The sequence below is a fragment of the Actinacidiphila polyblastidii genome (assembly GCF_036353415.1).
In the GTDB taxonomy this organism is placed as follows: Bacteria; Actinomycetota; Actinomycetes; order Streptomycetales; family Streptomycetaceae; genus Actinacidiphila; species Actinacidiphila polyblastidii.
Genome location: NZ_JAZEWV010000008.1, coordinates 134,076 through 158,122, shown reverse-complemented (window position 1 = coordinate 158,122; position 24,047 = coordinate 134,076). Strand labels below are relative to the sequence as shown.

Below are 24,047 nucleotides of genomic sequence, written 5' to 3'. Positions count from 1 at the left end.
CGTGTACGCCCTGTTCTTCCGGCTGTTCTTCCGGCGGATGGACGCCGAGCGCGCCCACCGCCTCGCCTTCGGCTGGCTCCGGCTGGCCGCCGCCGTCCCGGTGCTGCGGACCTTCGTCGCGGCGGCCCTCGCCCCGCGCCACCGCAGCCTGCGGACCGAGGCGTTCGGCCTGCGGATGCACGGTCCCTTCGGGCTGGCCGCCGGGTTCGACAAGAACGCGGTGGCCGTCGACGCGATGGCCATGCTCGGCTTCGACCACGTCGAGATCGGCACGGTCACCGGGCAGCCGCAGCCGGGCAACCCGCCCAGGCGGCTCTTCCGGCTGGTCGCCGACCGCGCGCTGATCAACCGGATGGGCTTCAACAACGACGGCTCCACCGCGGTCGCCGCCCGGCTGGCGGCCCGCAGGGTGGTCTTCAGGACCACCGTCGGCGTCAACATCGGCAAGACCAAGGCGGTCCCCGAGGAGGAGGCCGTCGCCGACTACGTGACCTCCACCGAGCGGCTGGCGGCCCACGCGGACTACCTCGTGGTCAACGTGTCCTCGCCGAACACCCCCGGGCTGCGCGACCTGCAGGCCGCCTCGGCGCTGCGCCCGCTGCTGACCGCCGTGCGGGAGGCCGCGGACCGCGCGGTCACCGGGCGCCGGGTGCCGCTGCTGGTGAAGATCGCCCCCGACCTCGCGGACGAGGACGTCGACGCCGTCGCCGACCTGGCCGTGGAGCTGGGCCTCGACGGCATCATCGCGACCAACACCACCATCGCCCGCGACGGCCTGGGCCTGCGCTCCGCGCCGGCGCTGGTCGCGGAGACCGGCGGCCTGTCCGGCGCGCCGCTCAAGGAGCGCTCACTGGAGGTGCTGCGCCGGCTGTACGCCCGGGTCGGCGACCGGATCACCCTGGTCGGGGTGGGCGGCATCGAGGACGCCGAGGACGCCTGGCAGCGCATCCTGGCCGGCGCCACCCTGGTGCAGGGCTACAGCGCCTTCGTCTACCGCGGCCCGTTCTGGATGCGCGCGATGCACAAGGGCCTGGCCGCGCGCCTGGCGGCCGGGCCGTACGAGACGCTCGCCGACGCGGTCGGCGCCGACACCAGGAAGGCGGCCGCATGAGCCCGCTGGAACCCTTCGGCGCCCGGCTGCGCCGCGCGATGGACGCCCGCGGGCCGCTGTGCGTGGGCATCGACCCGCACGCCGCGCTGCTGACCGGGTGGGGGCTGGACGACGACGTGGCCGGCCTGGAACGGTTCGCGCTGACCGTGGTGGAGGCGCTGGGGGAGAGCACCGCGGTCTTCAAGCCGCAGTCGGCGTTCTTCGAGCGGTTCGGCTCGCGCGGGGTGGCCGTCCTGGAGCGGGCCGTCGCCGAGGCCCGCGCCCGTGGCGCGCTCGTGCTGATGGACGCCAAGCGCGGCGACATCGGCTCGACGATGGCCGCCTACGCCGCCACGTACCTGGACAAGGACTCCCCGCTGTTCAGCGACGCGCTGACGGTCAGCCCCTATCTGGGCTTCGGCTCGCTGCGCCCGGCGCTGGACGCGGCCGAGGTCTCCGGCGCGGGCGTGTTCGTGCTGGCGCTCACCTCCAACCCGGAGGGCGCCGAGGTGCAGCGCGCGGCGCTCGCCGACGGCCGCTCGGTGGCGCAGGCCGTGCTCGACCACGTCGCGGCCGAGAACGCCGGGGCGAGCCCGCTCGGCTCGGTCGGCGCGGTGGTCGGCGCCACCCTCGGCGAGGCGCGGGCCGACCTGGCGGTCAACGGCCCGCTGCTCGCCCCCGGCGTCGGCGCGCAGGGGGCCACCGCGGCGGACCTTCGCGGCGTCTTCGGCGCCGCGCTGCCGAACGTGCTGCCGAGCGTCAGCCGCGACGTGCTGCGGCACGGCCCGGACGCCGGGGCGCTGCGCGCGGCGGCCGCGCGGCACGTGGACGAGGTGCGCGCCGTGCTCGGCTGAAACCCCGTTGCCCCTCCTTCACTCGATCGAGTGAAGGAGGGACGAGGGCGCGGCGCGGGGCGGTGAGCGGCGCGCAGCGGGAACGGCCCAGCGGAAGGGCCGGAAAGGGGCAGCGGAGCTCCCGGAAAAGAGCAGGAAAAAGGGCCGGATTCAACCACCGGCCTCATTGACGGGGAATCCTGTTCCGGTATGCCCCAAATATCCCGCGGGATCAAGGCTGACCAGGACTTTTCAACTGTTCTCGCTGACTTGGGCCGTCCGGACCGCTAGTCTCCGACGAGAGCGAGCCGTACAGATGCGGCGCTCATCGCCCTGCAATGCAGGGCGAGTAGGTACCAGACGGTCCCATATCCGATTGCTCTACATCCGAGGTGACGTAGGCGTGGCTCTTCCGCCCCTTACCCCTGAACAGCGCGCTGCCGCGCTCGAAAAGGCCGCCGCGGCTCGCCGGGAGCGCGCCGAGGTCAAGAACCGACTGAAGCACTCCGGCGCCTCCCTCCACGAGGTCATCAAGCAGGGCCAGGAGAACGACGTCATCGGCAAGATGAAGGTCTCCGCCCTCCTCGAGTCGCTGCCCGGCGTCGGCAAGGTCCGCGCCAAGCAGATCATGGAGCGGCTCGGCATCTCCGAGAGCCGCCGCGTGCGCGGTCTCGGCTCGAACCAGATCGCCTCCCTGGAGCGTGAGTTCGGCGGCAGCGCCGCCTGACGGTCCCGGCACCGTCGGGAAGCAGGGATAATCGCTCCATGAGCCCTGCAGTACATCCGCGGCTGACCGTGCTCTCCGGCCCCTCGGGGGTCGGCAAGAGCACGGTCGTCGCCCATCTGCGCAGCGTCCACCCCGAGGTCTGGCTCTCGGTGTCCGCGACCACGCGCAAGCCACGCCCAGGCGAGCAGCACGGCGTGCAGTACTTCTTCGTCGACGACGACGAGTTCGACAAGCTGATCGCCAACGGCGAGCTGCTGGAGTGGGCCGAGTTCGCGGGCAACCGCTACGGCACCCCGCGTCGCGCCGTCCTCGACAAGCTGGCCGCCGGGGAACCGGTGCTGCTGGAGATCGACCTGCAGGGCGCCCGCCTGGTGCGCGAGTCGATGCCGGAGGCCCAGCTCGTCTTCCTCGCGCCGCCCGGCTGGGACGAACTGGTCCGCCGGCTCACCGGCCGCGGCACCGAGTCGCCCGAGGTGATCGCAGAGCGGCTGGCGGCCGCCAGGGTCGAACTCGCGGCCGAGTCGGAGTTCGACCGCACCCTTGTCAACACCTCCGTCGAGGCGGTAGCACGCGAGCTGCTAGCCTTGATGGAGATTGCATGATCCACGTTCGCAGTCTTCCGTCCACAAGTAGGGGTAGGTAGAGCGTGTCCTCTTCCATCACCACGCCCGAGGGCATCATCAACCCGCCGATCGACGAGCTGCTCGAGGCCACCGACTCGAAGTACAGCCTGGTGATCTACGCGGCCAAGCGCGCCCGGCAGATCAACGCGTACTACTCGCAGCTCGGTGAGGGCCTGCTGGAGTACGTCGGCCCGCTGGTGGACACCCACGTCCACGAGAAGCCGCTGTCCATCGCGCTCCGCGAGATCAACGCGGGTCTGCTGACCTCCGAGGCCGTCGAGGCGCCGCCGGTCGGCTGACCGGCCGGCGCAGCACGCACACCGGCGAACACCGGGCCCGGCGGAGCAACCGCCGGGCCCGTGGTGTGTCCGGGGCCCGGCGTGGTGTGTCATGGGCGCGGAGTGCGAATGGACACGGGTCGGCGCGACCCCACCGGAGGTGGCAGTGACGAACGGCAAGCCCCAGGTCGTGCTGGGCGTGAGCGGCGGCATCGCCGCGTACAAGGCGTGCGAGCTGCTGCGCCGGCTCACCGAGTCGGGGCACGACGTGCGGGTGGTGCCCACCGACTCCGCGCTGCACTTCGTCGGCGAGGCCACCTGGTCCGCGCTGTCCGGCAACCCGGTCGCCACCCGCGTCTGGGCGGACGTGCACCAGGTCCCGCACGTCCGTATCGGCCAGCACGCCGACCTCGTGGTGGTCGCCCCCGCCACCGCCGACCTGCTCGCCAGGGCCGCCCACGGCCTGGCCGACGACCTGCTCACCAACACCCTGCTCACCGCCCGCTGCCCGGTGGTCTTCGCGCCCGCCATGCACACCGAGATGTGGGAGCACCCGGCCACCCGGGAGAACGTCGCGACCCTGCGGCGGCGCGGCGCGGTCGTCGTCGAGCCCGCCGTCGGCCGGCTCACCGGCGTCGACACCGGCAAGGGCAGGCTGCCCGACCCCGCCGAGATCTTCGAGGTGTGCCGCAGGACCCTGGAGCGCGGCCCGGCCGCCCCCGACCTGGCCGGCCGCCATGTGGTGATCAGCGCCGGCGGCACCCGCGAGCCGCTGGACCCGGTGCGCTACCTGGGCAACCGCTCCTCGGGCAAGCAGGGCTACGCGCTGGCACGCACCGCCGTGGCCCGCGGCGCCCGCGTCACCCTGGTGGCCGCCAACACCTCGCTGGCCGACCCGGCCGGCGCCGACGTGGTCACCGCCGGCACCGCGGAGCAGCTCCGGGAGGCGGTGCTGAAGGCCGCGCAGGACGCCGACGCGGTGGTGATGGCCGCCGCCGTGGCGGACTTCCGGCCCGCGCGGTACGCGGCGGGCAAGATCAAGAAGAAGGACGGCGAGGAGCCGCCCGCGCTGGAGCTGGTCCGCAACCCCGACGTCCTCGCCGAGCTGTCCGCGCGCCGGCCGCGCGAGGGCCAGGTGGTGGTCGGCTTCGCCGCCGAGACCGACGACGTGCTGGCCAACGGCCGCGCCAAGCTCGCCCGCAAGGGCTGCGACCTGCTGGTCGTCAACGAGGTGGGCGAGCACAAGGCGTTCGGCTCGGAGGAGAACGAGGCGGTGGTCCTCGGCGCGGACGGCAGCGAGACCGCCGTGCCGTACGGGCCGAAGGAGGCGCTCGCCGACCAGGTCTGGGACCTCGTCGCCGCCCGACTGGCCGACCGCGGCTGAACCGGATCGGCGCCGGGTCCCCGCCGGGTCGCGGCGCCGTCCGCCGGCGGCCGCGGCCCGTGGCACGTCCGGGTTCCCGGCCGGAACTGACCCCTCCGGCGGGGGACAAGGTGCGACAGGTCATGGCATATCCAAGGTGTGGGATGCCCGCCCGCTTGTGCGACGCGAAGGATAAGCTGGCTGCGGAGCGCCGGGCGCAGCCCTGTGCCCTCCGCCACGATCGAGCCAGCAGCCGCTGCAACCCCAGGGAGCGATGTGTCGCGCCGCCTCTTCACCTCGGAGTCCGTCACCGAGGGACACCCAGACAAGATCGCTGACCAGATCAGCGACACGATCCTCGACGCCCTTCTGGAGGCGGACCCCACCTCGCGGGTCGCCGTCGAGACGCTGATCACCACCGGCCAGGTGCACATCGCGGGCGAGGTGACGACGACCGCGTACGTCGACATCGCCACCCTGGTGCGCGCCCGGATCCTGGAGATCGGCTACGACTCCTCGAAGAAGGGCTTCGACGGCGCCTCCTGCGGCGTCTCGGTGTCCATCGGCGCGCAGTCCCCCGACATCGCCCAGGGCGTCGACACCGCCTACGAGAAGCGGGTCGAGGGCTCCGCCGCCGACGACGACGAGCTGAACAAGCAGGGCGCCGGCGACCAGGGCCTGATGTTCGGCTACGCCTCGGACGAGACGCCGGAGCTGATGCCGCTCCCGATCACCCTGGCGCACCGCCTGTCCAAGCGGCTGACCGACGTCCGCAAGAACGGCACCATCCCGTACCTGCGCCCGGACGGGAAGACCCAGGTCACCATCGAGTACGACGGTGACAAGGCGGTCCGGCTCGACACCGTGGTGGTGTCCTCGCAGCACGCCTCCGACATCGACCTGGAGTCGCTGCTCGCCCCCGACATCCGCGAGTTCGTGGTCGAGGTCGAGCTGAAGGCGCTGCTCGACGAGGGCATCAAGCTCGACACCGAGGGCTACAAGCTGCTGGTCAACCCTACCGGCCGGTTCGAGATCGGCGGCCCGATGGGCGACGCGGGCCTGACCGGCCGCAAGATCATCATCGACACCTACGGCGGCATGGCCCGCCACGGCGGCGGCGCCTTCTCCGGCAAGGACCCGTCCAAGGTCGACCGCTCGGCCGCCTACGCCATGCGCTGGGTCGCCAAGAACGTGGTGGCCGCTGGACTCGCCGCGCGCTGCGAGGTCCAGGTCGCCTACGCCATCGGCAAGGCCGAGCCGGTCGGCCTGTTCGTCGAGACCTTCGGCACCGAGAACGTGGACGTGGAGAAGATCGAGCAGGCCATCACCCAGGTCTTCGACCTGCGCCCGGCCGCCATCATCCGCGACCTCGACCTGCTGCGGCCGATCTACGCGCAGACCGCCGCCTACGGCCACTTCGGCCGTGCGCTGCCGGACTTCACCTGGGAGCGCACCGACCGCGTCGACGCCCTGCGCGCCGCCGCCGGCGCGTAGCCCGCGCCCGCCGCACCCACCCGCACACGCCGAGGCCCGGCGCCCCCCTCGGGGGCGCCGGGCCTCGGCGTGAATGCGGCGCTGTCGGCCCCGTCTGGTAGGAAATGAGCGTGAGCAGCGAGAACGGGCAGGAAGGCGACACCGGGGGCCGCGACGCGGCCGCCTCCGGCGGCGAGCAGCTCGCGCTCATCCGCGACACCGTCCGCAAGGCCAAGGAGCCGCGCGCCCGCCCCCGCACCTGGCGCGGCGCCCCCCTCGCCGAAGGGCTGCCGGTGGCCCGCGTGCTGGTCGACAAGGGCCTGCTCCACCTCGACCAGTTCTTCGACTACGCGGTGCCCGCCGCCATGGACGAGCAGGCCCAGCCGGGGGTCCGGGTCCGGGTCCGCTTCGGCGCGCGGGTCGTCAAGGGCCGCCGCGAGGGCGGCACCCTGCACGACGGGTTCATCGTCGAGCGCCGCGCCGACAGCGACTTCCACGGCCCGCTCGCCCCGCTCGCCCAGGTGCTCTCCTCCGAGCAGGTGCTCACCGCACCGCTGCTCGCCCTGTGCCGCCAGGTCGCCGACCGCTACGCCGGCGCGCTCGCCGACGTCGTCCAGCTCGCCGTCCCGCCGCGGATGGCCCGCGCCGAGCGCGACCCCTCACCCGACCCCCGGCCCGACCCTCCGCCCCCCGGGCCCGGCAGCTGGACCCGCTACGCCACCGGCCCCGCCTATCTGCAGGCACTGGCGCGCGGCGACACCCCGCGCGCGGTCTGGCTGGCGCTGCCGGGACCGCACTGGCCGCAGGAACTCGCCGTGGCGCTCGCCACCGCGCTGGCCGCGGGCCGCGGCGCGCTCGCCGTGCTGCCCGACGGCCGCGCCGCCGCCCGCGTCGACGCCGCCCTCACCGCGCTGATCGGCGAGGGCCGGCACGTCCTGCTCACCGCGGACGCCGGACCGGAGGAGCGCTACCGGCGCTGGCTCGCGGTCAGCCGCGGCACGGTGCGCGGTGTGGTCGGCACCCGGGCCGCGATGTTCGCACCGGTCTCCGACCTCGGACTGGTCGCGCTGTGGGACGACGGCGACTCCAGCCACGCCGAGCTGCACGCACCGCAGCCGCACGCGCGCGAGGTGCTGCTGCTGCGCGCCCGCGAGCAGCACACCGCCTTCCTGCTCGGCGGCGTCACCAGCACCGTGGAGGGCGCCCAGCTGGTGGACAGCGGCTGGGCGCTGCCGCTGGCCGCCTCCCGCGAGCAGGTCCGGGCGGCCGCGCCGCTGGTACGCACCGTCTCCGACGCCGACCAGGCGCGCGACGAGGCCGCCCGCGCCGCCCGGCTGCCCACCCTGGCCTGGCGGGTCACCCGGGAGGCGCTGGCCCACGGCCCGGTGCTGGTCCAGGTGCCGCGCCGCGGCTACGTGCCCAAACTGGCCTGCGACCGCTGCCGCGAACCCGCCAGGTGCGCCGCCTGCGCCGGCCCGCTCGAAGTGGGGGAGCAGGGCGGCACCCCGGCCTGCTCCTGGTGCGGCCGGCCCGCAGCCGACTGGTCCTGCGCGGAGTGCGGCGGCTTCCGGCTGCGCGCCCAGGTGGTCGGCGCCCGGCGCACCGCGGAGGAGCTGGGCCGGGCCTTCCCCGGCGTCCCGGTGCGGACCTCGGGGCGCGACACCGTGCTGGCCACGGTCGGCGACGCGCCCGCGCTGGTCGTCGCCACCCCCGGGGCCGAGCCGGTCGCCGACGGGCCCGGCTACGCGGCCGCGCTGCTGCTCGACGGCTGGGCGCTGCTGAACCGCCCCGATCTGCGGGCCGGCGAGGAGGCGCTGCGGCGCTGGGCGCTGGCGGCGGCGCTGGTGCGGCCGGCCTCGGAGGGCGGCGCGGTCGTGGTGACCGCGGAGCCGACGCTGCGGCCGGTGCAGGCGCTGGTCCGCTGGGACCCCGCCGGGCACGCGCTGCGCGAGCTGGCGGAGCGGGCCGAGCTGCGGTTCCCGCCGGTGGCGCGGATGGCGTCGGTGGCCGGGCCGCCGGCGGCGGTCGCGGACCTGGCCGACACCGTGCGGCTGCCGCCGGGCGCGGACCTGCTCGGCCCGGTGCCTGCCACGGCGCCGCCGGGGCGGCCGCGCGGGGAGGTCTGGGAGCGGCTGCTCTTCCGGGTGCCCCCGGGGTCGGGGGCGGCACTGGCCGCCGCGCTCAAGGAGGCGCAGGTGCTGCGCGCCACCCGGGGCGCCCCGGGCCCGGCGCTCGTCCGCATCGACCCCCCCGACATCGGCTGACCGCCGCGCGGCGGCACCGGTCGCACCTGCGGCGCCAGGTGGGCGCGGGGTCAGCCGTTGCGCGGGGAGGGGAGCGGTGTGCGGGCGGCCGGGACCACCGGGGGACGCACGAGGGCCACCTCGTCGGTGGCGGGCTCGGCCCCGGGCTCGGTGGCGGGACCGGCCGCGGCGCCCGCCCGGCGGCCGCCGTAACGCCGGTGCACCGCCTGCTTGGTGACGCCCAGCGCGGAGCCCACCGCGTCCCAGGAGAAGCCGAGCGACCTGTCGAACTCGACCGCCGCGGTGACCAGCGCCTCCACGTTGTCGCGCAGCTCCTGCGCCAGCCGGACGGTCGGCGCGGGCGCCCTCCCGTACACCACGAAGCCGGCCGTCGGGCCGCTGCGCCGCGGCCGGTACACGTTGCCCAACTGGGCGGTCAGGGTGCGCAGTGCGTCCACCTGGCGGCGGACCCTCTCGATGTCCCGCACCAGCAGGTGCAGGCTGGCCCGGGCCTGGGCGTCAGGGGTTGCGTGGTCGGGCATCAACAAGCCTCTCCAACCGGCGGTTACGGGGGACGGACCCTGCGTAGGCGACGTATTGACGTGTGCATTGACCCGATTTCGGTCAATCTCTCTTGACCAACGCGCCACCGCCCCAAGGAGTCACGCCCCCAGGGGCGCGGCCCGCACCGCGGGGGGCGCACGACCACCGCGTGCACTCCCCGCGCGGGCCGCCGCGGACGCCGTAGAATCGGCCCCTGCCCCACACCCGCCCGGTCCAGGAGACGCCCCCCGTGTCGGTCAAGCCCATCCGCCTGTTCGGCGATCCGGTGCTGCGCATGACGGCGCGGCCGGTCACCGCCTTCGACCGGGAGCTGCGCAACCTCGTCAAGGACCTGACCGAGACCATGCGGGACGCGCCGGGCGCGGGTCTGGCCGCGCCCCAGATCGGCGTGTCACTGCGGGTGTTCACCTACGTCGTCGAGGGCGAGCCGGGACATCTGGTCAACCCCGACCTGACGCTCAGCGAGGAGGAGCAGGACGGACCCGAGGGCTGCCTGTCGCTGCCCGGCCTGACGTACGACTGCCGGCGCGCCCACGGCGTGGTGGCCCGCGGCTTCAACATGTACGGCGACCCGGTCACCATCGAGGGCACCCAGCGGCTGGCGCGCTGCATCCAGCACGAGACGGACCACCTGGACGGGGTGATCTTCATCGACCGGCTCGACAGGGAGCAGCGCAAGGCCGCGCTCCGGGCGATCCGCGAGGCGGACTGGGCCGCCGGGGCCGCGCCGCGGGTCAGGATCTCGCCGCACGACACCTTCGGCGGCGCGCGCTAGCGGCCGCTCCCGGCGACCCGGCTCCGTTCCCGTCCCGCCGCCCCCATCTCCCGCCCGCACGCTCGACGGCACGTCAACCGAGAGGCACACCCCGCACGATGAGGCTCGTCTTCGCCGGCACCCCCGAGGTCGCCGTACCCGCACTGGACGCCCTGCTCGCCTCGGCGCGGCACGAGGTCGTCGCCGTCGTCACCCGCCCCGACGCCACCGCGGGCCGCGGCCGCAAGCTGCTGGCCAGCCCGGTCGCGCAGCGCGCCGAGGAGGCCGGGATCGAGGTGCTCAAGCCCGCCAGGCCGCGCGACGAGGACTTCCTCGCCCGGCTGCGGGAGATCGCACCCGACTGCTGTCCGGTCGTGGCGTACGGGGCGCTGCTGCCGGTCAGCGCGCTGGAGGTGCCCGCGCACGGCTGGGTCAACCTGCACTTCTCTTTGCTGCCCGCCTGGCGGGGCGCGGCCCCCGTGCAGCACGCGGTGATGGCGGGCGACGAGGTCACCGGGGCGTCGACCTTCCTGATCGAGAAGGGCCTGGACTCCGGCCCGGTCTACGGCATCGTCACCGAGGAGATCCGGCCCGCCGACACCAGCGGCGACCTGCTGACCCGGCTCTCGCACAGCGGAGCGGCGCTGCTGTCCGCGACCATGGACGGCATCGACAGCGGCGACCTGGTGGCCAGGCCGCAGCCCGCCGACGGCGTCACCGTCGCCCCCAAGATCACCGTCGAGGACGCCGAGGTCGACTGGACGGCGCCCGCACTGCGGATCGACCGGCTGATCCGCGGTTGCACCCCGGCCCCCGGCGCCTGGACGCGCACCGGCGGCGAGCGGCTCAAGCTCGGCCCGGTCAGGCCGGTCCCCGACCGCACCGACCTCGCACCCGGCGAGCTGGACGTGACCAAGAACGCGGTCTTCGCCGGCACCGGCAGCCACGCGGTGCGGCTCGGGGAGGTGCAGCCGCAGGGCAAGCGGCTGATGGCCGCGGCCGACTGGGCCCGCGGCGCCCGCGTCGCCGCCGGCGAGCGGCTGGCCTGAGGCGCGGCCAAGACGCCGCCAAGACGCCGCCAGGACGCTGCGGAGTCGCTCCTGAGGCGCTGCGGAGGCGGTCGCCGGCCAGGCCGTAGGCTGGACGGCGACCACCTTTCAGGATGAAACAGCGGAGCACCTTCCACGTGACCCAAGCACCCGGGCGCCGCCCGCAGGGCAAGCCGTACCGCCGACCCCAGCGGGACCCCGTCCGCATCCTCGCCTTCGAGGCGCTGCGCGCCGTCGGCGAACGCGACGCCTACGCCAACCTCGTGCTGCCCTCCCTGCTGCGGTCCGCCGAGCAGGACGCGGTGAAGAAGGGCCGCACCTTCGACCGGCGGGACGCGGCGCTGGCGACCGAGCTGGTCTACGGCACGCTGCGCCGCCAGGGCACCTACGACGCGGTGATCGCCGCCTGCGTCGACCGGCCGCTGCGCGAGGTCGACCCGCCGGTGCTCGACGTGCTCGCGCTCGGCGCCCATCAGCTGCTCGGCACCCGCATCCCGGCGCACGCCGGGGTCTCGGCGACCGTGGAGCTGGCCCGGGTGGTGCTCGGGGACGGCCGGGCGAAGTTCGTCAACGCGGTGCTGCGCCGGATCGCCGCCCAGGACCTCGACGCCTGGCTGGCGCAGGTCGCGCCGCCGTACGACGAGGACCCGGAGGACCACCTGTCGGTCGTGCACTCGCACCCCCGCTGGATCGTCTCCGCGCTGTGGGACGCCCTCGGCGGCGGCCGGGCCGGCATCGAGGACCTGCTGGAGGCCGACAACGAGCGGCCCGAGGTGACCCTCGTCGCCCGCCCCGGCCGGTCCACCGCGCAGGAGATCGCCGACTCCCTGCCCGCCGACACGACCGAGCCCGGCCGCTGGTCGCCGTACGCGGTGCGCCTCGCCGAGGGCGGCGACCCGGCGGCCGTGGACGCGGTGCGCGAGGGCCGGGCGGGTGTGCAGGACGAGGGCAGCCAGCTGGTGGCCGCCGCGCTCGCCGCGGCCCCGCTGGACGGCAGGGACGAGCGCTGGCTGGACGGCTGCGCCGGCCCCGGCGGCAAGGCAGCCCTGCTGGCGGCTATTGCCGCCGGGCGCGGAGCGCGGCTGGTGGCCGCGGAGAAGCAGCCGCACCGGGCCCGGCTGGTCGGCCGCGCGCTGGCCGGCAACCCCGGCCCGTACCAGGTGGTGGTGGCCGACGGCACCCGTCCCGCGTGGGCGCCCGGCGCCTTCGACCGGGTGCTCGTCGATGTGCCCTGCACCGGTCTGGGCGCGCTGCGCCGGCGCCCGGAGGCCCGCTGGCGGCGCAGGGCCGAGGACGTCGCGGGCTTCGCGCCGCTCCAGCGCGGCCTGCTCGCCGAGGCGCTCCAGGCGGTACGGGTCGGCGGCGTGGTCGGCTACGCGACCTGCTCCCCGCATCCGGCGGAGACCCGCGCGGTGGTCGACGACGTGCTGGGCGCCGCCCGCTCCCTGCGCGCCGAACTCGTCGACGCACGCCCGCTGATGCCGGGCGTGCCCGCCCTCGGCGACGGCCCCGACGTCCAGCTGTGGCCCCACCTGCACGGCACCGACGCGATGTACCTCGCCCTGCTGCGCCGCACCGCCTGAGCCCCGGGCCCGCGCCCTTCAGGAGCGCGGGCCCGGCCCCCACCGCCCCAGCCCGCCGCGCGGCACGCACCGGACCGGACCGGACCGGCCGAGGTGGTCACACCGCGGGTGGCCGCCAGGCGAACGTGCGCATCGGGACACCGGCGGTGCCGGTGCGGCGGCCGATCTGGTTTGCTGGGCGCATGAGCGTGCAGATCAGCCCCAGCATCCTGTCCGCCGACTTCGCCCGGCTCGCCGACGAGGCGCGGGCGGTCGAGGGAGCCGACTGGCTCCATGTCGACGTCATGGACAACCACTTCGTGCCCAATCTCACGTTGGGCGTGCCCGTGGTGGAGGCGCTGCACAAGGCCACCGCGATCCCGCTCGACTGCCATCTGATGATCGAGCAGCCCGACCGCTGGGCACCCGCCTACGTGGAGGCGGGGGCGGGTTCGGTGACCTTCCACGCGGAGGCCGCCGCCGCGCCGGTCCGGCTGGCCCGCGAGATCCGCGCCAAGGGGGCCCGCGCCTCGATGGCGCTGCGGCCGGCCACGGCGATCGAGCCGTACGAGGACCTGCTGCCCGAGCTGGACATGCTGCTGATCATGACGGTGGAACCGGGCTTCGGCGGACAAGGGTTCCTGGACGTCATGCTGCCCAAGATCCGACGTACCCGGTCCCTGATCGAACGCCACGGCCTGCAGATGTGGCTCCAGGTCGACGGCGGCGTCTCGGCCGAGACGATCGAGCGGTGCGCCGAGGCCGGCGCGGACGTCTTCGTCGCGGGCTCCGCGGTCTACGGCGCGGACGACCCGGCCGCCGCCGTCCGCGGCCTGCGCGCCCAGGCCGAAGCCGCCTGCGCCCACTGACCCGCGCGGAGGCGCGCAGAGGCGCGCGGAGGCGCGCACGCGTACGGAGACGGGCCGGACCCGTGCGGACGTGCAGCGTCCGGGGCCGCGCCGCGGAGACGGCTGGACGGGTGCGGTCGCGCACCGCGGAGCGCGGCTGACCTGCGTGGACCGGGGGGCGGGCCCGCACGCGTACGGAGACGGGCCGGACCCGCGTGCGGGCGCGCACCGACCGGCCCCAGCCGGACCTGCACCGGCTGCGCCGGACCCGCATCGCCGACCGGGGCTGACCTGCGTGGACCGGGTGACGGGCGCGCACGCGTACGGAGATGGGCCGGACCCGTGCGGGCGTGCACTGACCGGCCCCGGCCGGAACTGCACCGGCTGTGCCGGAACCGCACCGCCGACCGGGGCTGACCCGCGCGGACCGGGTGACGGGCGCGCACGCGTACGGAGACGGGCCGGACCCGTGCGGGCGCGCACCGACCGGCCCCGCCGGAACCGCACCGGCTGCGCCGGACCCGCACCGCCGACCGGGGCTGACCCGCGCGGACCGCGCGGCTGCGCACCGGTGGGCGAAGCCCACGCGTCGTCCCGGCGAACGTTCGCGCGGGTGTGCGGTCGGAGCGGCACGCTACGCGCCCGTAACCCCGCGGGTCTGGGAGGATGAAGCGGAGCTGATCAGTTGGGCGATTGGGGAGAGCGAGCGACGTGAGCACAGGCCGCACACAGGTACGCATGGGCCCCGGCGAGATGGTCCAGGCGGCGGCGATGGCGCGTCGCTTCTACCTGGAGGGCAAGTCCAAGATCCAGATCGCCGAGGAGTTCGGGGTCAGCCGGTTCAAGGTGGCCCGCGTCCTGGAGACCGCGCTCGAACGCGACCTGGTCCGCATCGAGATCCGGGTCCCGGCCGAGCTGGACGCCGAGCGCTCCGACGCGCTGCGCGCGCACTACGGGCTGCGGCACGCCGTCGTGGTGGAGACCCCCGCCGACCAGGCCGACGCACCGGACCCGGAGAACCTCGGCGCGGTCGCCGCCGGCCTGCTGGGCGAACTCGTCGACGACGGCGACGTGCTCGGCCTGGCCTGGGGCCGCTCCATCATCACCATGGCGAACGCGCTGGAGCGGCTCGCCCCCTGCACGGTGGTCCAGCTGACCGGCGTCTACGACGTCGGCACCGCCGAGCGCGGCTCGGTGGAGGCGGTCCGCACCGCCGCCGCGGTCTCCGGCGGCGAGGCGCACCCGCTGTACGCGCCGATGGTGCTCGCCGACCCGGCCACCGCCGCCGCGCTGCGCGCGCAGAGCCAGATCGCCGCGGCCATGGGCTACTTCGAGAAGGTCACCGTCGCGGTGGTCTCGGTCGGCTCCTGGGAGGCCGGCGTCTCCACCGTCCACGACGCCCTCACCGACGCCGAGCGCGAGCACTACGCGAGCCTGGGCGCCGCAGCCGAGATGTCCTCGCACCTGTTCGACGCGCAGGGCCGCAGGGTCGGCCGGGACCTGGGGGAGCGCTGCATCACGATCGGCGCGGAGCGGCTGCGCCGCATCCCCGAGGTGCTGGCCATCGCCGGCGGCACCCGCAAGGCCGCCGCCATCGACGCGGTGCTGCGCTCCGGGCTGGTCACCAGCCTGGTCACCGACACCGCCGCCGCCGAACACCTGCTGAACGGCACGTCGCCCGCCGCGCGGCCGGCCCTGGACCGCGCCGACCCGGACGGCCCCTGATCCGCGCGGCGGCGCGCCGCTCCCGCCCTGGCGCGCTGCCACCGCCCCGATGATCATGTGTGGCAGCATCGGCGCATGCTCGTGCTCGACCTGAGCGATGTCGGCGACCGGCAGGCGTTCATGGACCGCTGTATCGCAGACCTGCGGCTGCCCGACTGGTTCGGCCGCAACTGGGACGCGCTCGCCGACTGCCTCACCGACCTGTCCTGGTGGCCGGCCGAGAGCGGCGGCCGGCAGCTGTACGTCCGCGGCTGGAGCCAGTACGCCGCCGCGCTGCCCCGCGAGTGGCGGATCGTGAAGGACATCCTGCGCGACGCCGAGCTGTTCTGGCGGCACACCGACACCGAACTGATCGTGGTGCTGGAGGAAGCCACGAACCCCGGCAGCCCAGTGCAGGACGTTCGTCCATAGGCGGCGGCGGCTGCTTCGTGCAAGCATGAAGTACGTGCGTTTCCTCAATGATGTGCAGCCCCCGTACGACCTGACGTACGACGACGTTTTCATGGTGCCGAGCCGCAGCGCGGTCGGTTCCCGCCAGGGTGTGGACCTGCGGTCCCCCGACGGGACAGGCACCACCATCCCTCTCGTGGTCGCGAACATGACGGCCATCGCCGGCCGCCGGATGGCCGAGACGGTCGCCCGCCGCGGCGGCCTGGTGGTCATCCCGCAGGACATCCCGCTGGACGTGGTGGCCGATGTGATCGGCTACGTCAAGCAGCGCCACCTGGTGCTGGACACGCCCATCACCCTGGCGCCCTCGCAGACCGTCGCCGACGCGCTGTCGCTGCTGCCCAAGCGGGCGCACGGCGCGGCGGTGGTGGTCGAGGACGGCCGCCCGGCCGGCGTGGTCACCGAGTCGGACCTGACCGGCGTGGACCGCTTCACGCAGGTCGCCCAGGTGATGTCCAGGGACCTGCTGCTGCTCGACGCCGCGATCGACCCGCGGGACGCCTTCAACCGGCTGGAGGACGCGCACCGCAGGCTCGCCCCCGCGGTCGGCCCCGACGGCCGGCTGGCCGGCATCCTCACCCGCAAGGCCGCGCTGCGCGCCACCCTCTACGAGCCCGCCGTCGACGCGTCCGGACGGCTGCGGATCGCCGCCGCCGTCGGCATCAACGGCGACGTGGCGGGCAAGGCCAAGCAGCTGCTGGACGCCGGCGCGGACACCCTCGTGGTGGACACCGCGCACGGCCACCAGGAGTCGATGCTGGCCGCGGTCAGGGCGGTCCGCGGCCTCGACCCCCAGGTGCCGCTGGTGGCCGGCAACGTGGTGGCCGCCGAGGGCGTGCGCGACCTCGTCGAGGCGGGCGCGGACATCGTCAAGGTCGGGGTCGGTCCCGGCGCGATGTGCACCACCCGGATGATGACCGGCGTCGGGCGCCCGCAGTTCTCCGCGGTGCTGGAGTGCGCCGCCGAGGCCCGCAGGCACGGCAAGCACGTCTGGGCCGACGGCGGTGTGCGGCACCCGCGCGACGTCGCCATGGCACTGGCGGCCGGGGCGTCCAACGTGATGATCGGGTCCTGGTTCGCCGGCACCTACGAGTCGCCCGGCGACCTCCAGCAGAGCGCGGACGGCCGGCTGTACAAGGAGTCCTTCGGGATGGCCTCGGCCCGTGCGGTGCGCAACCGCACCAGCGAGGAGTCGGCGTACGACCGGGCCCGCAAGGCGCTGTTCGAGGAGGGCATCTCGACCTCGCGGATGTTCCTCGACCCGTCCCGCCCCGGGGTGGAGGACCTGGTGGACGCGATCGTCGCCGGGGTGCGCAGCTCGTGCACCTACGCGGGCGCCGGCTCGCTTGAGGAGTTCGCCGCGCGCGCCGTCGTGGGCGTGCAGAGCGCCGCGGGCTACGCCGAGGGGATGCCGCTGCACGCCAGCTGGCAGTGACACCGAGCAGTGACACCGGGCGTGGCCGCCCGGCGCGGGCCGCCGGGTCCGCCCTGACGGGCGGGCGTGGCGGCCCGTGCGACACTCCGCACGTGCCGCTGAACGAACTCGACGAACGCATCGTCCACGCCCTCGCCGCCGACGCCCGGCGCTCCTACGCCGACATCGGCGCCGAGGTGGGCCTGTCCGCGCCGGCGGTCAAGCGCCGCGTCGACCGGCTGCTGGCGGCCGGCGCCATCACCGGCTTCACCGTGCGGGTCGACCCCGCCGCGCTCGGCTGGCAGACCGAGGCGCTGGTGGAGCTGTACTGCCGGCACAACACCTCGCCCTCGGACATCCGGCGCGGACTCGCCCGGTACCCGGAGGTGGCCTCCGCCTCGACCGTCACCGGTGAGGCCGACGCGGTCGTCCAGGTCTTCGCCGAGGACGTACGGCACTTCGAGCGGGTGCTGGAGAGGATCGCCGGCGAGCCCTTCGTGACCCGCACCAAGTCCGTGCTGATCCTCTCGCCGCTGCTGCGCCGCTACGGGGCCGGTAGCCCGGACTGACGCCGCTCGCGGCGGCGCGCGAGGCCGCGACCAGGGCCGCGGAGTCCGCACCCGGAGGTTTGCCGGACCGCCGCGACGTGGGCGATATGTCGTGATTGATGTGGTGCGGGAGGTTTTGCTCACGTCATCGGGGCAATCCGGTCAGGTGAGGCCGGATCGGGAGATCGGCCACGTCAGCCCGAGGAGGCGACAGATGATCACGCGCGAGCAGATATCCCAGGTCGTGGGCCACCCGGTGCACGACTCGGCGGGCAAGAAGATCGGCGACGCGAGGCACATGTACCTCGACGACGCCACCGGCAACCCCGAGTGGGTGACCGTGAAGACCGGCATGTTCGGCAACAACGAGACCTTCGTGCCGACCCGCTCCGCCCGCCTGGTCCAGGACCACCTGGAGATCCCGTACGACAAGGACACCGTCAAGGGCGCTCCGAACGTGGACGTCGACTCGGGTGGGCACCTCTCGGTCGAGGAGGAACGTCACCTCTACAGCTACTACGGCCTGGAGGGCAGCGGCGCCGCCGGCGACGGCCAGGGCGCCGCGGGCACCGGCAAGGACACCGGCATGAGCGGCGGCGAGAAGGCCGGGATGGCCGGCGCCGCGGGTGCCGCGGCCGGCGCCGCGGGCGGGCGTCACGCCCGGTCCGGCCCGCCGGCCGACGCCGGGACGAAGGGCGCCGGCATGTCCGGCAGCGAGGCCGGCGCGGGCGCCGGCTCCGCCGCCTACGCGGCCGGCCGCACCGGCCCCGCGGAGCGCCTCGCCGCCGACCCCGCCAAGGGCGAGGGACTCGACGAGTCGATGATCCGCTCCGAGGAGGAGATGCACGTCAGCGTCGAGCGCCGGGCCACCGGACAGGCCAGGCTGCACAAGTTCGTGGACATCGAGGAGGTCGAGGAGACCGTGCCGATCAGGCACGAGGAGATCAAGGTCGTCCGCGAGCCGATCACCGAGGCGAGCCGCTCCGGGCTGCGCGGCTCGGACATCAACGAGGACGAGCAGATCGTCACCCTCCACGAGGAGCAGGCCGTCATCGACACCCGGGTCGTGCCGAAGGAGCGCGTCCGGATGCGGGTCGAGGAGCACACCGAGCAGAAGACCGTGCACGGCCGGGTCCGCAAGGAGCGGATCGAGACGGACACCTCCGGGATGACGGACACCGGAAAGGGCACCGACGAGATCCGCTGACGCCGGCCCCCACGCGCCAGAGGGAACGGGCGCCCGCTCCCCGCCCGGGAGCGGGCGCCCGGCCGTGCCGTCCGCCCCGGCGTCCTCCGCGCGCAACGAATCGCCGCGAAGCACCGAACAGGCGCAACGAATCGCACCGGAGGGCGCAAGGATCACGCCTTCCGTTCGCCGCGCCTGCGGCCGTACCGTCGAGGGAGTCCCCCGCACCGACCTGACCAGGTGGAAGAGGCCCCATGCCGCCGTTGCGCACCGCGCTGCTGCAAGGTCCCCGCGGCGTGCCCGGCAGCCTGGCCGAGAGCCTCGCCGCGCTCGACGACGCCGCCGCGCGAGCCGCCGCGCAGGGGGCGGAGCTGCTGGTGACCAGCGAGCTGTTCCTGACCGGGTACGCGCTGGGCGACCGGATGGCCGAGGCGGCGCAGGAGGCGGGAGGACCGGCCGCGCAGGCGGTGGCCGCCCTCGCCGCCCGGCACCGGATCGCCGTCGCCTACGGCTGCCCCGAGCGCGACGGCGACGCCGTCCACAACACGGTCCGGCTGGTCGGCGGCGACGGCGCCCCGCTCGCCGCCTACCGCAAGACCCACCTCTTCGGCGACTACGAGCGGAGCGTCTTCACCCCCGGCGCCGAGCCGGTCGTCCAGGCGACCCTCGGCGGACTCCGCGTCGGCCTGCTGGTCTGCTACGACGTCGAGTTCCCCGAGCCGGTACGCGCGCACGCGCTGGCCGGCACCGAACTGCTCCTCGTGCCGACCGCCCTGATGCGGCCGTACGAGATCGTCCCGCAGACCATCGTGCCGGCCAGGGCGTACGAGAACGGCATCCACATCGCGTACGTGAACCGCTGCGGCCCCGAGGGGGAGTACGACTTCGCCGGGCTGAGCTGCCTGGCCGGGCCGGACGGCGTGGTGCGCGCACGGGCCGGCAGCGCGCCGGGACTGCTGGTCGCCGACGTCGACCCCGAGGAGCGGCGCGCGGCCCGCGCGCGGACCCCGTACCTGGCCGACCGCCGCCCGGAGCTGTACCGCTCGCTCGGCTGACCCGCTGCCGCCGCCGCCCGCAACGCCCACCCGGCCCCAGCCGGGCCCCTGTCCCGTACGCCGCAGAGCAGGAGAACCGCCGCATGACGTCCGTGCCCACCGCCGTCCACGACGAGCAGCACATCCAGGCGCAGGCACAGCCGCCCATCACCATGTTCGGGCCGGACTTCCCGTACGCCTACGACGACTTCCTCGCCCACCCCGCGGGCCTCGGCGCGGTCCCCGCGACCGAGCACGGCACCGAGGTCGCGGTCATCGGCGGCGGCCTGTCCGGCATCGTCGCGGCCTACGAGCTGATGAAGATGGGCCTGCGCCCGGTGGTGTACGAGGCCGACCGGATCGGCGGCCGGCTGCGCACCGTCGGCTTCGACGGCTTCCCCGCCCCGGGCCAGGAGGGCGCGCTGACCGCCGAGATGGGCGCGATGCGCTTCCCGCCGTCGTCGACGGCCTTCCAGCACTACGTGGACCTGGTCGGGCTGCGCACCAGGCCGTTCCCCAACCCGCTGGCGCCCGCCACCCCCTCGACCGTCGTCGACCTCAAGGGCGAGACGCACTACGCCACCTCCGTCGAGGACCTGCCCGAGGTCTACCACCAGGTCATGCACGCCTGGAACGCCTGCCTGGAGGACGGCGCGGACTTCTCCGCGATGCAGCAGGCGCTGCGCGCCCGGGACGTGCCGGGGATCCGCGCGATCTGGTCAGCCCTGGTCGAGAAGCTCGACAACCAGACCTTCTACGGCTTCCTGTGCGACTCCCCGGCCTTCCGGTCCTTCCGGCACCGCGAGATCTTCGGCCAGGTCGGCTTCGGCACCGGCGGCTGGGACACCGACTTCCCCAACTCCATCCTGGAGATCCTGCGGGTCGTCTACACCGGGGCGGACGACGACCACCACGGCATCGTCGGCGGCAGCCAGCAGCTGCCGCTGCGGCTCTGGGAGCGCGCGCCCGGCAAGATCCTGCACTGGCCGCAGGGCACCTCGCTGCGGTCGCTGCACGGCGGCGACCCGCGCCCCGCGGTCACCGGACTGCACCGCACGGCCGGCAACCGGATCACGGTCACCGACGCCACCGGCGACATCCGCTCCTACCGCGCGGCCGTCTTCACCGCGCAGAGCTGGATGCTGCTCGCCAAGATCTCCTGCGACGACTCGCTCTTCCCGATCGACCACTGGACCGCCATCGAGCGCACCCACTACATGGAGTCCAGCAAGCTCTTCGTCCCCGTCGACCGGCCGTTCTGGCTCGACAAGGACCCGCGCACCGGCCGGGACCTGATGTCGATGACGCTCACCGACCGGATGACCCGCGGCACCTACCTGCTGGACGACGGCCCGGACCGGCCCGCCACCATCTGCCTCTCCTACACCTGGTGCGACGACAGCTCCAAGTGGCTGCCGCTGAGCGCGCACGAGCGCATGGAGGTCATGCTCAAGTCGCTCGGCGAGATCTATCCCGGCGTCGACATCCGCAAGCACATCATCGGCAACCCGGTGACCGTCTCCTGGGAGGACGAGCCCTACTTCATGGGCGCGTTCAAGGCCAACCTGCCCGGCCACTACCGCTACCAGCGGCGGCTGTTCACCCACTTCATGCAGGACACGCTCCCCGCCGACCAGCGCGGCATCTTCCTGGCCGGCGACGACGTGTCGTGGACCGCGGGCTGGGCCGAGGGCGCGGTGCAGACCGCGCTCAACGCGGTGTGGGGCGTGATGCACCACCTCGGCGGCGCCACCGACCCGACCAACCCCGGCCCCGGCGACGTCTACGACGAGATCGCACCGGTGGTGCTGCCGGAGGACTGAGGACGCCCCCTCAGCCGCCGACCGGCGTGAGCAGGAACCGGCTGACCAGGGCGACGGCGCCGTCCAGCCGCCGCTCGCACTCGGCGTAGGCGCGGGGCGCGGACCGCAGCGTCCACAGCAGCCCGGCCGAGGCCCACGCGGCGTCCCTGGCCCGCGCCAGGCTCCACGTGCCGGCCAGGTGGGTCAGCGGCTCGGCCGCCTCCAGCAGGTCGGGGCCCGGCATCAGCTCCTCGCGGACCCGGGCCTCGATCCGCCCGAGCACCGCGCCGACCCGGTCGAAGTCCGCCTCCAGGCCGGACGGTTCGCAGCCGGTCCGCAGACAGGTGTCCACCACGGCGAGCGGCAGGTCGTGGCCGATGTGGGCGTTGACGCCGGCCAGCGCGAACTGCAGCGGGTGCAGCCCGGGATGGGCGCGCATCCGCAGCAGCGGCCGCCAGCAGGCCGGCGGGCGGCGGGCCCGCACGGCGTCGACGAAGCGGCCGGCGAACAGCGCCGCCAGGGTGGCGGCGGCCTCCGGGTCGGCGAACTCGCCGGCGGCGACGCGCCGCCCGATCTCGTCGGTCACCGACAGGTACACCCCGGCGAACACCCGCACCCCGTCGCGCCGGCCCAGCCCGCCGCCCAGCTCCCGCATCCGCGCGGCCGCCGCCCCCACGTCGCCTGCCGCGGCCCCGGGGCCGTCCGCGGCCCTCCGCGGACCCGCCACCGTGCCTGTTCCCGCCACCGTGCCTGTTCCCGCGGCCGTCCCGGCCCGCGCCGCCGTCGTCATGGGCCCCAGCTTCCGCCGCGCGGACCCGCGCCCGGGCGCGGCGCGCGGAAGGCGCGCGTCGGCACGACCCGCCGGCACCACCGCCGGGACGGCGGGTCGCTGGCGCCGGGTCCTGGGCGCCGCCCCTATCCAGGGAGCAGCGCGCCCTGGATGGGGGCCGCGCGCCGCTGCATGCTGGAGGGGTGAACCGCCCCGAGCTCGCCGACTTCCTGCGCCGCTGCCGCCTCAGGCTCGCCCCCGCCGACGTGGGCCTGGCCGAGGGCGCCAGGCGGCGCACTCCCGGGCTGCGCCGCGAGGAGGTCGCCCAGCTCGCCGGGATGTCGGTGGACTACTACGCACGGCTCGAACAGGCCCGCGGCTCGCATCCGTCCCGCCAGATGCTGACGGCGCTGGCGCGCGCCCTGCGGCTGACCGCGGACGAGCGCGACCACCTGTTCCACCTGGCGGGGGAGGAGCCGCCGCGCGAGTCCGGCGGCGGCGGACACGTCAGGCCGGGACTGCTGCTGGTGCTCGACCGGCTGCACGACACCCCCGCGCAGGTGGTCACCGATCTCGGCGACGTGCTCGCGCAGAACGCCATGGCCGCGGCGCTGCACGGCGACGCCTCGGCCCGCCCGCCGCATCTGCGCAACCTCGCCCGGCGGATGTTCACCGAGCCGGACGCCTTCGCGCGGTTCCCCGAAGAGGACCGCGAGGCGCTGGCCCGCAACCACGTCGCCCATCTGCGGGCGGTGCTCGCCGCGCGGCCCGACGATCCGCGGGCGGCCGCGCTGGTGGCCGAACTGCGCGCGGTCAGCCCGCTGTTCGCCCGGCTCTGGTCCGAGCACGAGGTCGCGGTGCGCCGCTCGGACGTCAAGCGCTTCCTGCACCCGGTCGTCGGCGAACTCGTCCTGGACTGCGAGGTGCTGCTCAGCCCGTCCCACGACCAGCAGTTGATCGTCTACACCGCCCGTCCCGGCACCGCGTCCCACGAGCGGCTGCAACTGCTGCGCGTGGTCGGCCTGCAGGACCTGACAGCGGGCGGCAGGACCTGACCTGCGGCCGTTCCTGCCGCCAACTCCCTTGCCCCGTAGGGAAGATGGCGGCGCGCCCTCGCCATGGCGTATTCGCGCGGCATGAAAAGCCGCACGCCGCGCCCAAGGGGTCGCGGGAGGACGCTACCGTGGTGCCAGGTCCGGCGGGCTCGATTCCCCCGTGCGCGCCCGCCGGACCCCCGTGGCGGGCTGTGGCCCCGCCCCTTCCGCGGCGTGACGCCGACCGCCGTGAATCCCGCCGGCGTCGTTCATCCCGCTGAATCCTGGCAGCCCGCCGTCGGCCGGTGCTTCGGTCCTCCCCGCCGGTCCCAGGCGCCCTACCGCGACCCCGCCGGCGCGAGCATCCGGGACGCGGTGGACCGCCTGCTCCCGGCGGCGACCGGCGAGGCCGCGTGGACCTACCCGGAGCTGGAGTTCCAGCGGTTCGCCACGAGCGACGTCGTGCGGGCGGCCGCCGACGCCGGCGACCCGGCGGCGCGCAGGGCCGTACCGCCGCTGGAGGCGCCGCCCGGCGGCGACCTGTGGACGCTGTGGCCCGCCACAGAGCGGCTCGACCCGATCACCAGCTGAGCGGCCGGCCCGCGTCCCGGCCTCCCGCGTCCACCCCCGGGCGTACGGCCCACGGCGTACGGCCGCCCGCTCGCGTCCGGGCCTCCC

General features: G+C 75.0%; 22 protein-coding genes and 1 pseudogene. 21 read left to right on the top strand and 2 right to left on the bottom strand.

Annotated features, from left to right (window positions below; genetic code table 11):
• The first annotated feature begins 1 nt into the window (after position 1).
• From V2S66_RS12975 to V2S66_RS12940, 8 genes are all read left to right on the top strand, one after another.
• Positions 2-1,111, top strand: coding sequence for a quinone-dependent dihydroorotate dehydrogenase (locus V2S66_RS12975; RefSeq protein WP_330795049.1), 1,110 nt, complete (start codon positions 2-4; stop codon positions 1,109-1,111).
• Positions 1,108-1,944: an orotidine-5'-phosphate decarboxylase gene (pyrF, locus tag V2S66_RS12970; RefSeq protein WP_330794806.1), complete on the top strand. Its 837-nt coding sequence runs from the start codon at positions 1,108-1,110 to the stop codon at positions 1,942-1,944. The genes V2S66_RS12975 and pyrF overlap by 4 nt, the downstream gene beginning before the upstream one ends.
• Positions 1,945-2,326: 382 nt before the next feature.
• Entirely contained in the window at positions 2,327-2,650 is a 324-nt protein-coding gene (locus tag V2S66_RS12965) for an integration host factor (RefSeq protein WP_014157387.1), read from the top strand.
• A 38-nt stretch (positions 2,651-2,688) separates the two neighbouring features.
• Complete coding sequence (gmk, locus tag V2S66_RS12960) at positions 2,689-3,252, top strand: guanylate kinase (protein ID WP_330794805.1); 564 nt, start codon at positions 2,689-2,691, stop codon at positions 3,250-3,252.
• A 44-nt stretch (positions 3,253-3,296) separates the two neighbouring features.
• Positions 3,297-3,572 (top strand): DNA-directed RNA polymerase subunit omega, encoded by a 276-nt coding sequence (rpoZ, locus tag V2S66_RS12955; protein ID WP_330794804.1) that lies wholly within the window; start codon positions 3,297-3,299, stop codon positions 3,570-3,572.
• Between the two features lie 91 nt (positions 3,573-3,663).
• The gene (gene coaBC / locus V2S66_RS12950; protein WP_413966379.1) at positions 3,664-4,935 is read left to right on the top strand and encodes a bifunctional phosphopantothenoylcysteine decarboxylase/phosphopantothenate--cysteine ligase CoaBC; all 1,272 of its coding nucleotides are present in this window, start codon (positions 3,664-3,666) and stop codon (positions 4,933-4,935) included.
• A 255-nt stretch (positions 4,936-5,190) separates the two neighbouring features.
• Complete coding sequence (gene metK, locus V2S66_RS12945; RefSeq protein ID WP_330794802.1) at positions 5,191-6,408, top strand: methionine adenosyltransferase; 1,218 nt, start codon at positions 5,191-5,193, stop codon at positions 6,406-6,408.
• A 110-nt stretch (positions 6,409-6,518) separates the two neighbouring features.
• Positions 6,519-8,651: a primosomal protein N' gene (locus tag V2S66_RS12940; protein WP_330794801.1), complete on the top strand. Its 2,133-nt coding sequence runs from the start codon at positions 6,519-6,521 to the stop codon at positions 8,649-8,651.
• A 50-nt stretch (positions 8,652-8,701) separates the two neighbouring features.
• Here the strand turns inward: V2S66_RS12940 and V2S66_RS12935 are convergent, their stop codons facing one another.
• Positions 8,702-9,172 (bottom strand): hypothetical protein, encoded by a 471-nt coding sequence (locus V2S66_RS12935; protein ID WP_330794800.1) that lies wholly within the window; start codon positions 9,170-9,172, stop codon positions 8,702-8,704.
• A gap of 251 nt (positions 9,173-9,423) precedes the next feature.
• On the opposite strand from V2S66_RS12935, the gene def reads away from it, so the two are divergent.
• From def to V2S66_RS12880, 11 genes are all read left to right on the top strand, one after another.
• Entirely contained in the window at positions 9,424-9,969 is a 546-nt protein-coding gene (gene def, locus V2S66_RS12930) for a peptide deformylase (RefSeq protein WP_330794799.1), read from the top strand.
• A 98-nt stretch (positions 9,970-10,067) separates the two neighbouring features.
• Positions 10,068-10,997 (top strand): methionyl-tRNA formyltransferase, encoded by a 930-nt coding sequence (gene fmt / locus V2S66_RS12925; RefSeq protein WP_330794798.1) that lies wholly within the window; start codon positions 10,068-10,070, stop codon positions 10,995-10,997.
• A 137-nt stretch (positions 10,998-11,134) separates the two neighbouring features.
• Positions 11,135-12,580, top strand: a complete 1,446-nt coding sequence (locus tag V2S66_RS12920) for an RsmB/NOP family class I SAM-dependent RNA methyltransferase (protein WP_330794797.1) — start codon at positions 11,135-11,137, stop codon at positions 12,578-12,580.
• Positions 12,581-12,762: 182 nt separating this feature from the next.
• Positions 12,763-13,428 (top strand): ribulose-phosphate 3-epimerase, encoded by a 666-nt coding sequence (gene rpe, locus V2S66_RS12915; RefSeq protein ID WP_330794796.1) that lies wholly within the window; start codon positions 12,763-12,765, stop codon positions 13,426-13,428.
• 717 nt (positions 13,429-14,145) lie between these two features.
• Positions 14,146-15,132, top strand: coding sequence for a sugar-binding transcriptional regulator (locus V2S66_RS12910; protein ID WP_330795048.1), 987 nt, complete (start codon positions 14,146-14,148; stop codon positions 15,130-15,132).
• Positions 15,133-15,207: 75 nt separating this feature from the next.
• Positions 15,208-15,543: a barstar family protein gene (locus tag V2S66_RS12905; RefSeq protein ID WP_330794795.1), complete on the top strand. Its 336-nt coding sequence runs from the start codon at positions 15,208-15,210 to the stop codon at positions 15,541-15,543.
• Between the two features lie 25 nt (positions 15,544-15,568).
• Positions 15,569-17,017 carry a GuaB1 family IMP dehydrogenase-related protein gene (locus V2S66_RS12900; RefSeq protein WP_330794794.1) on the top strand — a complete coding sequence of 483 codons (1,449 nt, stop codon included), beginning with the start codon at positions 15,569-15,571 and terminating at the stop codon, positions 17,015-17,017.
• 92 nt (positions 17,018-17,109) lie between these two features.
• Complete coding sequence (locus tag V2S66_RS12895) at positions 17,110-17,565, top strand: Lrp/AsnC family transcriptional regulator (RefSeq protein WP_330794793.1); 456 nt, start codon at positions 17,110-17,112, stop codon at positions 17,563-17,565.
• Between the two features lie 193 nt (positions 17,566-17,758).
• Positions 17,759-18,751 carry a PRC and DUF2382 domain-containing protein gene (locus V2S66_RS12890; protein WP_330794792.1) on the top strand — a complete coding sequence of 331 codons (993 nt, stop codon included), beginning with the start codon at positions 17,759-17,761 and terminating at the stop codon, positions 18,749-18,751.
• Positions 18,752-18,984: 233 nt separating this feature from the next.
• Complete coding sequence (locus V2S66_RS12885) at positions 18,985-19,785, top strand: carbon-nitrogen hydrolase family protein (RefSeq protein WP_330794791.1); 801 nt, start codon at positions 18,985-18,987, stop codon at positions 19,783-19,785.
• Between the two features lie 83 nt (positions 19,786-19,868).
• Positions 19,869-21,587 (top strand): flavin monoamine oxidase family protein, encoded by a 1,719-nt coding sequence (locus V2S66_RS12880; protein ID WP_330794790.1) that lies wholly within the window; start codon positions 19,869-19,871, stop codon positions 21,585-21,587.
• 10 nt (positions 21,588-21,597) lie between these two features.
• On the opposite strand, the gene V2S66_RS12875 is transcribed toward V2S66_RS12880, so the two are convergent.
• Complete coding sequence (locus tag V2S66_RS12875) at positions 21,598-22,356, bottom strand: DUF5995 family protein (RefSeq protein ID WP_330794789.1); 759 nt, start codon at positions 22,354-22,356, stop codon at positions 21,598-21,600.
• 182 nt (positions 22,357-22,538) lie between these two features.
• Here V2S66_RS12875 and V2S66_RS12870 point away from each other — a divergent pair, with 182 nt between their 5' ends.
• Both V2S66_RS12870 and V2S66_RS12865 read left to right on the top strand, forming a co-directional pair.
• Positions 22,539-23,390, top strand: coding sequence for a helix-turn-helix transcriptional regulator (locus V2S66_RS12870; RefSeq protein WP_330794788.1), 852 nt, complete (start codon positions 22,539-22,541; stop codon positions 23,388-23,390).
• Positions 23,391-23,708: 318 nt separating this feature from the next.
• Positions 23,709-23,960 (top strand): annotated as a pseudogene (locus V2S66_RS12865) (alginate lyase family protein); the annotation flags it as partial.
• Between the last annotated feature and the right edge of the window lie 87 nt (positions 23,961-24,047).

Coding starts and splice junctions, on each gene's coding strand:
- pyrF (WP_330794806.1), top strand. CDS start 1,108: ATGAGCCCGCTGGAACCCTTCGGCGCCCGGCTGCGCCGCGCGATGGAC.
- gmk (WP_330794805.1), top strand. CDS start 2,689: ATGAGCCCTGCAGTACATCCGCGGCTGACCGTGCTCTCCGGCCCCTCG.
- coaBC (WP_413966379.1), top strand. CDS start 3,664: ATGGGCGCGGAGTGCGAATGGACACGGGTCGGCGCGACCCCACCGGAG.
- V2S66_RS12935 (WP_330794800.1), bottom strand. CDS start 9,172: ATGCCCGACCACGCAACCCCTGACGCCCAGGCCCGGGCCAGCCTGCAC.
- fmt (WP_330794798.1), top strand. CDS start 10,068: ATGAGGCTCGTCTTCGCCGGCACCCCCGAGGTCGCCGTACCCGCACTG.
- rpe (WP_330794796.1), top strand. CDS start 12,763: ATGAGCGTGCAGATCAGCCCCAGCATCCTGTCCGCCGACTTCGCCCGG.
- V2S66_RS12910 (WP_330795048.1), top strand. CDS start 14,146: ATGGGCCCCGGCGAGATGGTCCAGGCGGCGGCGATGGCGCGTCGCTTC.
- V2S66_RS12905 (WP_330794795.1), top strand. CDS start 15,208: ATGCTCGTGCTCGACCTGAGCGATGTCGGCGACCGGCAGGCGTTCATG.
- V2S66_RS12900 (WP_330794794.1), top strand. CDS start 15,569: ATGAAGTACGTGCGTTTCCTCAATGATGTGCAGCCCCCGTACGACCTG.
- V2S66_RS12890 (WP_330794792.1), top strand. CDS start 17,759: ATGATCACGCGCGAGCAGATATCCCAGGTCGTGGGCCACCCGGTGCAC.
- V2S66_RS12885 (WP_330794791.1), top strand. CDS start 18,985: ATGCCGCCGTTGCGCACCGCGCTGCTGCAAGGTCCCCGCGGCGTGCCC.
- V2S66_RS12880 (WP_330794790.1), top strand. CDS start 19,869: ATGACGTCCGTGCCCACCGCCGTCCACGACGAGCAGCACATCCAGGCG.
- V2S66_RS12875 (WP_330794789.1), bottom strand. CDS start 22,356: ATGACGACGGCGGCGCGGGCCGGGACGGCCGCGGGAACAGGCACGGTG.